This window comes from Flavobacterium solisilvae (assembly GCF_012911605.1).
Classification (GTDB): domain Bacteria; phylum Bacteroidota; class Bacteroidia; order Flavobacteriales; family Flavobacteriaceae; genus Flavobacterium; species Flavobacterium solisilvae.
The window spans coordinates 19,815-32,438 of the sequence record NZ_JAAMPT010000201.1 but is presented as its reverse complement, the minus strand read 5'-3'; the positions used below and the strand labels follow the sequence as shown (position 1 = coordinate 32,438).

Below are 12,624 nucleotides of genomic sequence, written 5' to 3'. Positions count from 1 at the left end.
TTTATAGCAAACTTTTTAAATCACAACTTTTTTTCGATATGATTTTAGTTTTTTCTAGGATGAAAAGAATTGATAATTTGTGTTAAATGTTTTTTATCCAAATGAACATAAATTTCGGTAGTAGTTATCGATTCGTGGCCAAGCATCATTTGAATAGAACGTAAGTCAGCGCCATTTTCTAATAAATGTGTCGCAAACGAATGGCGTAAAGTGTGCGGACTGATTTTTTTTTGCAAATTAATTTTAACAGCTAAATCTTTGATTATTGTGAAAATCATTGCACGCGTTAGCTGTTTTCCGCGTCGATTTAAAAACAAAGTGTCTTCGTGACCTTTTGCAATTTGCAGGTGATTTCGAGTACTATCTTTATAAAGTAGAATATGCTTTTTAGTCGATTTTGCAATAGGAACAAATCGATCTTTGCTGCCTTTTCCAGTAACTTTTATAAAACCTTCGTCAAAAAATAAATCAGAAATTTTAAGATTTACCAACTCCGAAACGCGTAAACCACAACCATAGAGTGTTTCGAGAATTGCTTTGTTTCGATGACCTTCATCTTTTGATAAATCAATTGCAGCAATAAGATTATCGATGTCTTGAATAGATAAAGTATCGGGTAGTTTTCGACCAATTTTTGGTGTTTCAATTAATTCCATCGGATTGTCCGTTCGATAATCTTCAAAAAGTAGATAGGAGAAAAAACTTTTTAAGCCTGATAGAATTCGAGCTTGCGAACGTGCGTTGAGTTCTTTTGAAACGGTATAAATAAATTGTTGAATAGTTTCGTCTTCAATTTTTATGGGTGAAACAGAAATGTTGTTCTCATCTAAATAACTGCACAATCGTTGTAAATCAAACGTGTAATTGTCGATGGTGTTTTTTGACATTCCGCGTTCAATTTTTAAATAATGCTGAAAACTTTTGATGTAGCTGTTCCAATTCATAGAAACAAAGAAACGAAATGATCGTCAATAAAAAAAACCTCTCAAATTTTGAGAGGTTTTGACGTATAAAGTTTATTTCTATTTGAATTTATAAGCCAAAGAAAGAGCAAATACACTATTTTTAATTTTAGTATTGTCGCCATCTTCTGTTTCAGCAATATTCGTTAAACCAAAGTTATATCTCAAATTAGCTCCAACTTGTTCTGAAAAATTGTAGCCAATTCCAAATCCTAAGCCTAAATCAATTGTTTTAAAAAGTTCTTTTACATCTTGATTGCCCGAACCAAAGCCTTCAACGCTAGTTTTTAACTTTGCAGAAGTTAAAAATCCAATTTGTGGACCGGCTTCAAAAAATAATTTATTTTCATTGTATTTAAACATTAATGGAATGTTCAAATAATTTAATTTAAAAGTGTTTTCTGTGTTATAAACATCTGTTCCTTCAACATATAACATATCAAATTTTGAGCCTTGCATAGAATAGATTAATTCGGGTTGAAAAGCCCATTTTTCATTGATGCCAATTTCTACAAATGCACCAATGTGAAAATTAGGTAAAGCTTTTGTGTCTGGAGCAAAATCACCAGACACGTTCATGTTGGTAACGTTTAACCCAGCCTTTAAACCAAATTTCACATCACTTGATTTTGCTTTGTTTTGATCTTGCGCATTAACGAAATTCATTCCAGTTAATACGATAAAGGTTAAAATAATTTTTCTCATTTTGTTTTAAATTTTTGGCAAATATAGAAGTTAAGTAATGAAATTAATCTTTTGATATAAAAAAACCTCCCGAAAATCGAGAGGTTTTTGAAATGTTTTGAATAAGAGTTATTAGAACTTATAGTTAAATCCTAAATTAATAGAAGAAAAAGTACCTCCATCAACAGAAATACCTTTATAACCTGCATATACTTCATATTTTTCAGCTTGATAGCCTACTTTTGGCTGATAAAGAAAACCACCGTCATTACCACTTGGAGAAACTCCAAGAGCATATCCTAGATCCAATCCTCCGAAGAAATTGTCAGTGAAAGAATATTGAGCAGTACCGGCTACAGGAACAAAACCTGCATCGTCAATCCAATCTTCTTTTCCCATGTAATGAGCATAACCTGTAGTAACACCAGCTTGGAAACCGTCACCAACTGACCATAAATAAGCAGCATCTACTCCTATCGCAAAAGAGTAAGCATCTTTAATGTCTCCCATAGGTAAACCTAAATTAACTCCCAATTTGAATTTTCCGTCTTGTGCATTCGCTAATCCAAAAGCGAAAACTGCAACAATTGTTAAAATAATTTTTTTCATGTTTGTTTTATTTTAAAATTTAAGTATATCAAATTTATATTTTTAATTTAATAAGAATTAATGGTTGTTTTACAGTTATTAACAAGGTTATCAACAGTTTTTAACATTAAAATCGTTTGTTTACAGTTGTTTATAAATAAATCAAGGTTTTTAACAAAAAAGGGATATTTTGAAAAAGTATGGTTTTTAGGGAAAATATACTAAAAGTACTATACAATATTAGGATGTTTTACGTTTATATATGTATCACTATAAATTTTGAAAAACATGAAAAAAATTTTGTTTGTTATGTTATTGTGTTTTGGGATGAACACTGTAAACGCTCAGATGTTTAAGTTTGGTTTAAAGGCTGGTGCTAACTTTTCAAATCTTGAAGGCGATGGAGTTGATGGTTCTACTTATACTAGCTTTCATTTTGGAGCAGTAGCCGAAATAAGTTTGCTTGAGAATTTATCGTTACAGCCAGAGCTTTTGTATTCTTCGCAAGGAACGAAGGTTGATGCTGCTGGTGCTAAAGACATCAACTATAACTATGTTACTGTTCCAGTTTTGGCTAAATTTTATTTGACTAGCAAGAAGTTGAGCTTAGAAGCTGGACCGCAGTTTTCGTTTTTAATTAATGAAGATGTTGAAGAGCAATTTGAAGCGGAAAGTTTTGATTTTGCTGCCGCAGTTGGTTTAGGTTATAATATTACCGATAACTTTTTTGCACAAGCAAGGTATGTAATGGGTTTAACTGAGGCGAACAAAGATGCTGAAGTGACCAACAGAGTTATCCAATTATCGGTTGGGTATCGATTTTAAACTGATTTAGAAGTTATTTATAAAAACCGTTGTCCAATTGGCAACGGTTTTTTATTTTTACTCAAAATACTTCCCATGAAAATCATCATTATCAACGGTCCCAATTTAAACTTACTAGGAAAACGCGAACCAGAAATTTATGGTAGTCAAACTTTTGAGGATTATTATAATCAGTTGAAAGCAGAATTTCCGGCTGTTGAATTAGCGTATTTTCAGAGTAATATTGAAGGCGAATTGATTGATAAAATTCAGGAAGTTGGTTTTAGTTATGATGGTATCATTCTTAATGCTGCGGCTTATACTCATACGTCTGTTGGGATAGCCGATGCTGTGAAAGCAATTACAACACCTGTGATTGAAGTGCACATCAGTAATACTTTTGCTAGAGAAGAATTTAGACATCATTCTTTTATTTCTCCAAATGTTAAAGGAATAATAATTGGTTTTGGGATGAAAAGTTATGCGTTAGCTTTACAATCGTTTTTATAAAAGCAATGCAACCCTTTTACATTTTTATTCGTCTATCAATTATAATCTAAATTCTATTCCATGAAAAAAAACTTTACGCTTCTATTTTTATTCTTTGCCATTATTGCACAATCTCAAATTAAAGGTACTGTAAAAGATGTAAACGGAAAACCGCTTCCCTTTGTTAATATTTTTGAAGAAAACACGTATAATGCTACAACTTCAAACGAACTGGGAAGATTTGAACTCAACATTAAAACACCAGGAAAACACGTTGTTATCTTTCAATATCTGGGTTACAAAACGGCCAAACAGGTTGTAGATGTTGATGAAAATTTACAGCCATTGGACATTGTTTTGCTGGAAGAGGAAATTTCGTTGAACGAAGTTGTTGTTAATATCAATGATAATCCGGCGAATGAAATTATTCGAAATGCTATCAAAAACAAAAAGGCTAATTCAGAAAAAACAGCTCGTTATACAGCTGATTTTTATTCGAGAGGAATTTTTAGAGTGAAGAATTTACCTAAAACTATCTTGGGACAAAAGCTAGATTTTTTTGATGAAGTGATTGATTCAACTCGAAGCGGCATTTTATACTTATCTGAAACGGTTTCAAAAGTGACGTTTCAAAAACCGGATAAGTTGAAAGAAGTTATCGTTGCTTCAAAAGTAAGCGGAAAAGACAATGGTTTTAGTTTTAATAATGCCAGCGATGCTAATTTTGATTTTTATGACAACTATCTAGAATTTGATGCCAATGTAGTTTCGCCAATTGCTGATAATGCTTTTAATTACTACAAATATAAATTTGAAGGTTCATTTTTTACTGAAAACCGTCAGCAAATCAACAAAATCAAAATCATTCCTCGTCGCGAAACCGAACCTGTAATGTCAGGATACATTTATATCGTTGACGATACGTATGCTATTTATGCTGTTGATGTAACTTTTACTGGAAAACAAATCCAAAATCCAGCGTTGAATACGTTGAACTTAAAACAAAGTTTTAGTTATAATAATCTATCTAAAATTTGGACAAAAAACACGCAAACACTAGATTTTGATGCCGGAATGTTTGGTATTAATATGTCGGGCGGATTTACTTATGTGTTTTCTAATTTTGAGTTTCCAGAGAAATTTGAGAAGAAAACGTTTACAGCCGAAGTGGTTCGTTTTGAAGAAAATGCCAACAAAAAAGAAGACAGTTTTTGGCAAACTATTCGTCCGGTTCCGTTAACCGATGAAGAAGTTAAAGATTATGTGAAAAAAGATGCGCTTCAGGAAAAGAAAAAGTCAAAAGTGTACTTGGATTCTATTGATGCTAAAAAGAATAAGTTCCGATTTATGGATGTTTTAAATGGATATTCTTATTCGAATTCGTATAAAAAATGGTCGATAAATTATAACGGACCAGCATTGAACACTAGTTTCAACACGGTTCAAGGTTGGAATACTAGCGTTGGTTTGTCTTTCTTCAAAAGAAATGAAGACAAAAATACCTATTATCAATTTGGAACCAATGTTGCTTATGGTTTTTCGGATGAAGCGTTTAGACCAACGGCTTTTTTCTCAGCAAAATTGAGTAACAAATCAAAATCGTATCTTACGGTTTATGGAGGAAATTCGGTTAATCAATTCAATCCTGACGAGCCAATTTCGAAGTTAGTAAATACGGTAAGCACCTTGTTTTTCAAGGATAATTACATGAAATTGTATGAAAAGAATTTTGCAACGGCTAGTTTCTCTAGAGAAGTTTTCAATGGGTTGAATATGACTGCGGCTGTGGAATATGCTGAGCGAAAACCGCTTTTCAACACAACAGATTATACCGTGATTAAAAATGACGATTTATATACTTCAAACAATCCGTTGTTGCCTTTTGACGAATTTAATCCAGCGATTTTGAAGCACAATTTGGTAAAACTAAATGTGGTAGCGAGAATAAAATTTGGTCAAGAATACATCACTCGACCTGATGGAAAATACAACCTTGGAAACGACAAATTTCCAACACTATTGATAGGTTATGAAAAAGGATTTGCCGGAAGCGAAGACAACTATAATTTTGATAAAGTTTCGGCAAGAGTAACACATAATTTGACACTTGGAAACAAAGGCGAAACCGGAATTAACATCAAAGCGGGTAAGTTTTTTAACGCCGAAGGAATTTCATTTGTAGATTACAAACATTTCAACGGAAATGAAACGCATGTTATGATGGGAACTTCGTATATCAACTCGTTTAATTTGTTGCCTTATTATGCAGCAAGCACGAACGACAGCTATTTCGAAACGCATATTGAACACAATGACAAAGGTTTTATCATGAATAAAATTCCGTTGTTGAACAAATTACAATCTAAATTAATGCTTGGATTTAAAAATCTTGCTATTCCAGATAGAAAGCCTTATCAAGAGTTTTCGGTTGGTTTGAGTAATTTAGGTTTTGGTAAATTTAGAATTTTGAGAATTGATTATGTTCGCTCTTATCAAGATGGATTTCAAGGCGATGGCGTAATGTTTGGAATTAATTTTTAAGTAAAAAACACATCATATCCAAAACGGATTAACGTTAGGATTACTACAAAAAGGAAAAACTTTCTAATGAAGGTATTTCCTTTTTTTATGGCCAATTTTGCGCCAATAAATCCGCCAAGCGCATTACAAAAAGCCATTGGAATAGCGATTGCCCAAACTATTTTTCCTTTTAAAACAAAAAGACAAATCGAACCAAAATTAGTTGCCAGATTGACCATTTTTGCATTGGCAGAAGCATGAAGAAAATCAAATCCTAAAATAGTTACAAAGCCTAATACTAAAAAACTTCCTGTTCCTGGACCAATAAATCCATCATAAAAACCAATAACGACACTGATTAAAACGGCTAGAAGCAACTGCTTCTTTTGACTAAAACCTTTCACCTGATGTTGTCCAAAATTTTTCTTTTTAAACGTATAAAAAGCAATGCCGATTAAAACAATCAACAATAAAGGTTTCATAAAATCGTTGCTAACTTTCGTCAGCATATAGGAACCAAAAAAAGCAGAACCAAAAGCCACTATCGCCATTATTGCCAATAATTTCCAGTTCATAGTTACTTTTTTCAGGTATTGAAATGCCGCAAAACTGGTTCCACTGAAGGCAGGAATTTTTAGCGTTCCTATTACATTGGCAACTGATAATTGTGGTAACACAATCATAGTAACTGGAGTTTGAATTAAACCGCCACCACCAACAATAGCATCAACAAATCCAGCGAAAAATGAAGCGATGCAAAGTATAACAATAATGTAGGTTTCCATAGCTAAAAAAATAAAATCCCAAAACTTGAAAAGATTTGGGATTTATATATCTAAAATTTAATATCTAAATAAATTAATTAAACACGAACAATGTTTGCTCCAAGTGCGCGAAGTCTTTCGTCAATTCGTTCGTAACCTCTGTCGATTTGTTCGATATTTTGAATAGTTGATGTTCCTTTTGCAGATAATGCTGCAATCAACAACGAAATTCCCGCACGAATATCTGGTGAACTCATTACGGTAGCTTTTAATTGTGATTGAAAATTATGTCCCATAACCACAGCGCGATGCGGATCACAAAGCATAATTTTTGCACCCATATCGATTAGTTTGTCTACAAAGAACAAACGGCTTTCAAACATTTTTTGGTGAATTAAAACATCGCCATTGGCTTGAGTTGCTGTAACGAGAACGATACTCAATAAATCAGGAGTAAATCCTGGCCAAGGTGCATCGGCAATGGTTAAAATCGAACCATCGATATCAGTTTTGATTTCATATCCATTTTCATGAGATGGAATATAAATATCATCACCACGTTTTTCTAGTGTAATTCCTAATTTTCTAAACACACTTGGAATTACACCAAGATTATCCCAAGAAACATTTTTGATGGTGATTTCGCTTCGCGTCATAGCAGCAAGACCAATCCACGAACCGATTTCAATCATATCAGGAAGAATTCTGTGTTCGCAACCGCCAAGACTTTCAACTCCTTCAATTGTTAATAAATTAGAACCAACTCCGGTGATTTTTGCACCCATTGAGTTCAACATTTTACACAATTGTTGCAAATAAGGTTCGCAAGCTGCGTTGTAAATTGTTGTTGTTCCTTCGGCTAAAACCGCTGCCATAACAATGTTTGCCGTTCCAGTTACCGATGCTTCATCAAGTAACATGTACGTTCCTTTTAGTTTTCCATCGGTTTCAACTCCATAAAAATGGTCTTCTCTTTCGTAGCGAAATTTTGCTCCAAGATTGATAAATCCTTCAAAGTGTGTGTCCAAACGACGACGACCAATTTTGTCTCCACCAGGTTTTGGAATATATCCACAGCCAAAACGAGCCAAAAGCGGACCAACAATCATGATAGAACCGCGAAGACTTCCACCTTCTTTTTTGAAAGCTTCTGTTTTTAGGTAATCAACATTTACTTCATCGGCTTGAAAAGTATAATCGCCAGGACCATTTTTTTGGATTTTTACACCAAGATTTCCAAGTAATGTAATTAATTTATTAACGTCAATAATATCAGGAATATTAGTAACTCTAACTTTTTCTGAGGTTAATAAAGCTGGACATAAAACTTGTAAAGCTTCGTTTTTTGCACCTTGTGGCGTTACATCACCTTTTAATCTTATTCCGCCTTCTATTTTGAATGTTCCCATATTGTATATGTTTCGGGTTAAAAAAGTTTCGGGTTTTGGATTGTATAAACTCGCAACACGTAACTCGTAACTCGCAATTATTTTGGATTTTTATTGTTATTTTTTACAAAAGGTTTTTTGCCGTTTTTGTTGTTTTTGATTTTTGCATTTTGCGGCATATTTTTGTTGGATGTTTTTTTGTTGGTTCGCATGATGTCTGTTGTAGTCAACAATTCTTCAGAGCTTTGCAACAAATTTAATTTCCCATCAGATAATTCTAACAAATGCTCAAAAATCACCGCATCAGTAACTGTGTCTTTGTTCCAACTTAAATAGGATTTTTTCATGTGATTGGCAATTACTTTTACCAATGCGCTTTTCATTTCGCCTTCTTCCCAACTGTTAGCAACATTAATCATATATTTAATGTTATTGCCATAAAATCGGTATTTTGGATTTTTTTGAGGATAAGCTAATCGTTCTGGTTTTAAGTTAATCACTTCACGTGTTGGAACTGGATATGGTGAATCGACATCCAATCTAAAATCGGACATGATAAATATTTGGTCCCAGAGTTTGTGTTGAAAATCGGGAACATCACGCAAATGCGGATTTAAACTTCCCATGACTTGAATGATGTATTTCGCCGCTTTATTACGTTCGTCTCTATCGGCAATTTCAGTTGCTTGATCGATTAGTTTTTGTAAATGACGACCATACTCAGGAATAATTAAATGCGGTCTTTCGGCATTGTACTCAAGATGATGTACTACGTCATTTGCATTTTCTTTGATGTATTTTTCCATAATTTTTTAAAGCGAAATTATTCCTTCAATATTTGAAACTTCAATATATTTTTCAATCACATGTTCAGGGCTTTCCATAGTAACATTGACGGAAAGACTAGTGTATTTTCCAGTTTTTGATTGTGTAGTTTGAATTACCGCGCCAAGATTGTCAAAAGCATTTTCTACTTCTTCAATCTTTTTTGCATCTGTTGGTACAATAAATTTATATAAATATTCACTCGGCCAAACGGAAGTATTGTTCAATTCCTCACGCAGTCTGCTATAAAATTCTTCGGTTTTTTTATCCATTGATAGTAAAAATAAAAGCAAATATACAGTATTGATTTTAGATTTTATAGGGATGCGATTTACTTTTGGTTTTTTGAAGTGAATTTTGTGTTAAAAAAACAAATCGGAATAGATGTAAACTCTATTCCGATTTTTATTTGTAAAAAAGTATTTACTATATTATGACAAAGCTGCTTTTACTTGATCGGCTGCTTCTTGGAATTGTACTGCCGATAAAATTGGCATTCCAGATTGGTCAATCATTTCTTTTGCTAATTCGGCGTTTGTTCCTTGAAGACGAACGATGATTGGTACTTTAATAGCATCGCCCATATTTTTATAAGCATCAATTACACCTTGAGCAACACGGTCACAACGAACAATTCCTCCAAAAATGTTGATTAAAATTGCTTTTACGTTTGGATCTTTTAAGATGATACGGAAAGCTGTTTCCACACGTTTTGCATCGGCAGTTCCACCAACATCTAGGAAGTTTGCTGGTTCAAAACCTGCATATTTAATTAAATCCATTGTTGCCATTGCTAATCCTGCACCGTTAACCATACAACCAACAGTTCCATCAAGATCAACATAGTTTAATCCAACTTCTTTTGCTTCAACTTCGATTGGATTTTCCTCACGAATATCGCGCATGTCTGCATATTTTGGTTGACGATATAAAGCATTATCATCGATATTTACTTTAGCGTCAACTGCCATAATTTTATTGTCAGATGTTTTTAAAACTGGGTTGATTTCAAACATAGATGCATCAGAACCAATGTAAGCATTGTATAAAGCATCAACAAATTTTACCATTTCTTTGAAAGCATTTCCAGAAAGACCTAAGTTAAAGGCAATTCTTCTTGCTTGGAAACCTTGTAATCCAACAGCTGGATCGATTTCTTCAGTAAAAATTAAATGTGGAGTATGTTCTGCAACTTCTTCAATATCCATTCCACCTTCGGTTGAATACATAATCATGTTTCTTCCTCTTGCTCTGTTTAAAAGAACTGACATATAAAATTCAGAAGTTTCACTTTCACCTGGATAGTAAACATCTTCCGCAATTAAAACTTTATGAACTTTTTTCCCTTCTGGTGGAGTTTGTGGAGTGATTAATTGCATTCCAATGATTTGTTCTGCCAATTCTTCAACCTGTTGCAAGTTTTTTGCTAATTTAACTCCGCCACCTTTTCCTCTTCCACCAGCGTGGATTTGAGCTTTAATAACGTGCCAACCTGTTCCTGTTTCTGCAGTTAATTGTTTTGCAGCTGCTACAGCTTCAACTGGACTATTAGCAACAATTCCGCGTTGAACGCGAACGCCATAACTAGCTAATATTTCTTTTCCTTGATATTCGTGAATGTTCATATTGAAAATTTAATTGCTTTAATAAAGTGTCACAAAAGTAATCAATTAGTATTAAACCCAAAAGAAATGTATATCAATTTAGTATATTTTATTTTTAATTTTTTCACGCAACCTTTTGATTAATATTGTCATCATATTCAATAAAAATAGTTATATGAAAGTGTTTTACAAAGTTTTATCATTGGTAATAGTTTTAATTAGTTTTGGTTGTCAAAACGATAATGAAAGTAATTTTACTCAGGATCAACTTTCTCGTGAATGGAAATTTGTTAAAGTAACTGGCGGTTTGCTTGGTGTTAATCAAGAAATAGAACCTGGTATGATAACTTGGAGTTTTAATTCAATTACTAACACGGTAACGATTGTCAACACAACAACTGACCAAATGCTTTACGATTTTTTTGAAACAGGAGTTTATAATTACCAAATATTAGAAAGCTCATCAGATTTTGGTTGTGATGAAGTGTTAAAAATTGATAATATCGAATTGGGTTGTCTATCAATTGTTGATGATAAATTAGTTATTGATCAAACTTATGCCGATGGTTTTCGGTTAGAATTGATAGATTAGCTTTCAAAAATCACGAATTCTGGTATTTTTTTCTTTGGAATTCCCACATTGAGCGATTAGATTTGCATAAAATAATTTAAAAATAATTAATAATGCAAACAAAAGACTTATTAGACCTTGCCAACGAGTTTGGAAATCCATTGTATGTGTATGACGCTGAAAAAATTGAATTTCAGTATAAACGCTTAACCAATGCATTTTCCAAGGTGGAAAAGCTTCGCATCAATTATGCTATGAAAGCTTTGTCTAATATTTCGGTTTTGAAATTATTAAACAACTTAGGTTCAGGATTGGATACGGTTTCTATACAAGAAGTTCAACTTGGATTACATGCTGGTTTTACTCCTGATAAAATTATTTTTACTCCAAACGGCGTTTCATTTGAAGAAATTGAAGAAGTTGCTGCGCTTGGTGTTCAAATCAATATCGATAATCTTTCGGTTTTAGAGCATTTTGGAACAAAACATCCAAAAGTTCCAGTTTGTATTCGTATCAATCCACATGTTATGGCTGGTGGAAATGAGAATATTTCAGTAGGTCATATCGACAGTAAATTTGGTATTTCGATTTATCAAATTCCACATATTTTACGTATAGTTGAAAATACTAAAATGCACATCAACGGAATTCATATGCATACAGGTTCAGATATTTTAGACATTGAAGTATTCTTGTATGCGGCAGAAATTTTATTTGATGCTGCAAAACAATTCAAAGATTTGGATTTTCTAGATTTTGGTTCAGGATTTAAAGTTCCATACAAAAAAGACGATATCGAAACGAATATTGAAGAATTAGGAAAAAAATTGACCAAACGATTTTTGGCTTTTGAGAAAGAATATGGTCGCGAATTGACATTAGCATTTGAACCAGGAAAATTTTTAGTAAGCGAAGCAGGTTGTTTTTTAGCCAAAGTAAATGTGATAAAACAAACAACTTCTACTGTTTTTGCTGGAATTGATAGCGGATTTAACCATTTAATTCGTCCGATGTTTTATGGTTCACAACACGCCATTGAAAACATTTCAAACCCAAAAGGAAAAGAACGTTTTTATACTGTTGTAGGTTATATTTGTGAAACAGATACTTTTGCCAGCAATCGAAGAATTACCGAAATTCACGAAGGTGATGTTTTATGTTTTAAAAATGCTGGAGCGTATTGTTTTTCGATGGCATCTAATTATAACTCAAGATTTAAGCCAGCGGAAGTACTTTGGAAAAATGGCAAAGGACATTTAATTAGACAACGCGAAACGTTTGATGATTTATTGCAAAATCAAATTATGATTGAAATATAAAATAAAAAAATCATTCAATACTTATAAACAAAGCTTCTCTTAATCGGGAAGCTTTTTTATATTTGTCAAAATCCGTGTTAAAAAGTGATGCTTTTTTGCACAAAAT

The 12,624-nt window shown here is 32.9% G+C and carries 13 protein-coding genes; 5 read left to right on the top strand and 8 right to left on the bottom strand.

Features of this window, described 5'->3' with window-relative positions; genetic code table 11:
* Positions 1 to 44: 44 nt before the first annotated feature.
* The 3 genes from xerD to G6042_RS04425 form a co-directional block, all read right to left on the bottom strand.
* Entirely contained in the window at positions 45 to 944 is a 900-nt protein-coding gene (gene xerD / locus G6042_RS04435; protein ID WP_169523109.1) for a site-specific tyrosine recombinase XerD, read from the bottom strand.
* A gap of 78 nt (positions 945 to 1,022) precedes the next feature.
* Positions 1,023 to 1,667 carry a porin family protein gene (locus G6042_RS04430; RefSeq protein WP_169523108.1) on the bottom strand — a complete coding sequence of 215 codons (645 nt, stop codon included), beginning with the start codon at positions 1,665 to 1,667 and terminating at the stop codon, positions 1,023 to 1,025.
* A 111-nt stretch (positions 1,668 to 1,778) separates the two neighbouring features.
* Positions 1,779 to 2,255 carry a hypothetical protein gene (locus G6042_RS04425; protein ID WP_169523107.1) on the bottom strand — a complete coding sequence of 159 codons (477 nt, stop codon included), beginning with the start codon at positions 2,253 to 2,255 and terminating at the stop codon, positions 1,779 to 1,781.
* A gap of 267 nt (positions 2,256 to 2,522) precedes the next feature.
* Here G6042_RS04425 and G6042_RS04420 point away from each other — a divergent pair, with 267 nt between their 5' ends.
* From G6042_RS04420 to G6042_RS04410, 3 genes are all read left to right on the top strand, one after another.
* Positions 2,523 to 3,059 carry a porin family protein gene (locus tag G6042_RS04420; RefSeq protein ID WP_169523106.1) on the top strand — a complete coding sequence of 179 codons (537 nt, stop codon included), beginning with the start codon at positions 2,523 to 2,525 and terminating at the stop codon, positions 3,057 to 3,059.
* A 75-nt stretch (positions 3,060 to 3,134) separates the two neighbouring features.
* Positions 3,135 to 3,548, top strand: coding sequence for a type II 3-dehydroquinate dehydratase (gene aroQ / locus G6042_RS04415; protein ID WP_169523105.1), 414 nt, complete (start codon positions 3,135 to 3,137; stop codon positions 3,546 to 3,548).
* 60 nt (positions 3,549 to 3,608) lie between these two features.
* Entirely contained in the window at positions 3,609 to 6,068 is a 2,460-nt protein-coding gene (locus G6042_RS04410) for a DUF5686 and carboxypeptidase regulatory-like domain-containing protein (protein WP_169523104.1), read from the top strand.
* Here the strand turns inward: G6042_RS04410 and G6042_RS04405 are convergent.
* The 5 genes from G6042_RS04405 to sucC all read right to left on the bottom strand — a co-directional run bounded on the left by G6042_RS04405 (position 6,065) and on the right by sucC (position 10,649).
* Entirely contained in the window at positions 6,065 to 6,832 is a 768-nt protein-coding gene (locus G6042_RS04405) for a sulfite exporter TauE/SafE family protein (RefSeq protein ID WP_169523103.1), read from the bottom strand. The two genes, G6042_RS04410 and G6042_RS04405, sit on opposite strands and share 4 nt — an antisense overlap.
* Positions 6,833 to 6,909: 77 nt before the next feature.
* Complete coding sequence (gene murA, locus G6042_RS04400) at positions 6,910 to 8,220, bottom strand: UDP-N-acetylglucosamine 1-carboxyvinyltransferase (RefSeq protein WP_169523102.1); 1,311 nt, start codon at positions 8,218 to 8,220, stop codon at positions 6,910 to 6,912.
* A 77-nt stretch (positions 8,221 to 8,297) separates the two neighbouring features.
* A complete protein-coding gene (locus G6042_RS04395) occupies positions 8,298 to 9,008 on the bottom strand; it encodes a DUF4290 domain-containing protein (protein WP_169523168.1) in 711 nt (236 codons plus the stop codon).
* 3 nt (positions 9,009 to 9,011) lie between these two features.
* The gene (locus tag G6042_RS04390; protein WP_169523101.1) at positions 9,012 to 9,296 is read right to left on the bottom strand and encodes a DUF493 family protein; all 285 of its coding nucleotides are present in this window, start codon (positions 9,294 to 9,296) and stop codon (positions 9,012 to 9,014) included.
* A 159-nt stretch (positions 9,297 to 9,455) separates the two neighbouring features.
* Complete coding sequence (gene sucC, locus G6042_RS04385) at positions 9,456 to 10,649, bottom strand: ADP-forming succinate--CoA ligase subunit beta (RefSeq protein ID WP_169523100.1); 1,194 nt, start codon at positions 10,647 to 10,649, stop codon at positions 9,456 to 9,458.
* 154 nt (positions 10,650 to 10,803) lie between these two features.
* On the opposite strand from sucC, the gene G6042_RS04380 reads away from it, so the two are divergent.
* Together G6042_RS04380 and lysA are read left to right on the top strand one after the other, a co-directional pair.
* The gene (locus G6042_RS04380) at positions 10,804 to 11,220 is read left to right on the top strand and encodes a hypothetical protein (protein ID WP_169523099.1); all 417 of its coding nucleotides are present in this window, start codon (positions 10,804 to 10,806) and stop codon (positions 11,218 to 11,220) included.
* Between the two features lie 92 nt (positions 11,221 to 11,312).
* Entirely contained in the window at positions 11,313 to 12,518 is a 1,206-nt protein-coding gene (gene lysA, locus G6042_RS04375; protein WP_169523098.1) for a diaminopimelate decarboxylase, read from the top strand.
* Positions 12,519 to 12,624 lie beyond the last annotated feature (106 nt).

Bases quoted from the DNA above. Each gene is read 5' to 3' on its own strand.
- xerD (WP_169523109.1), bottom strand. From the start codon at position 944: ATGAATTGGAACAGCTACATCAAAAGTTTTCAGCATTATTTAAAAATT.
- G6042_RS04430 (WP_169523108.1), bottom strand. From the start codon at position 1,667: ATGAGAAAAATTATTTTAACCTTTATCGTATTAACTGGAATGAATTTC.
- G6042_RS04425 (WP_169523107.1), bottom strand. From the start codon at position 2,255: ATGAAAAAAATTATTTTAACAATTGTTGCAGTTTTCGCTTTTGGATTA.
- G6042_RS04420 (WP_169523106.1), top strand. From the start codon at position 2,523: ATGAAAAAAATTTTGTTTGTTATGTTATTGTGTTTTGGGATGAACACT.
- aroQ (WP_169523105.1), top strand. From the start codon at position 3,135: ATGAAAATCATCATTATCAACGGTCCCAATTTAAACTTACTAGGAAAA.
- G6042_RS04410 (WP_169523104.1), top strand. From the start codon at position 3,609: ATGAAAAAAAACTTTACGCTTCTATTTTTATTCTTTGCCATTATTGCA.
- G6042_RS04405 (WP_169523103.1), bottom strand. From the start codon at position 6,832: ATGGAAACCTACATTATTGTTATACTTTGCATCGCTTCATTTTTCGCT.
- murA (WP_169523102.1), bottom strand. From the start codon at position 8,220: ATGGGAACATTCAAAATAGAAGGCGGAATAAGATTAAAAGGTGATGTA.
- G6042_RS04390 (WP_169523101.1), bottom strand. From the start codon at position 9,296: ATGGATAAAAAAACCGAAGAATTTTATAGCAGACTGCGTGAGGAATTG.
- sucC (WP_169523100.1), bottom strand. From the start codon at position 10,649: ATGAACATTCACGAATATCAAGGAAAAGAAATATTAGCTAGTTATGGC.
- G6042_RS04380 (WP_169523099.1), top strand. From the start codon at position 10,804: ATGAAAGTGTTTTACAAAGTTTTATCATTGGTAATAGTTTTAATTAGT.
- lysA (WP_169523098.1), top strand. From the start codon at position 11,313: ATGCAAACAAAAGACTTATTAGACCTTGCCAACGAGTTTGGAAATCCA.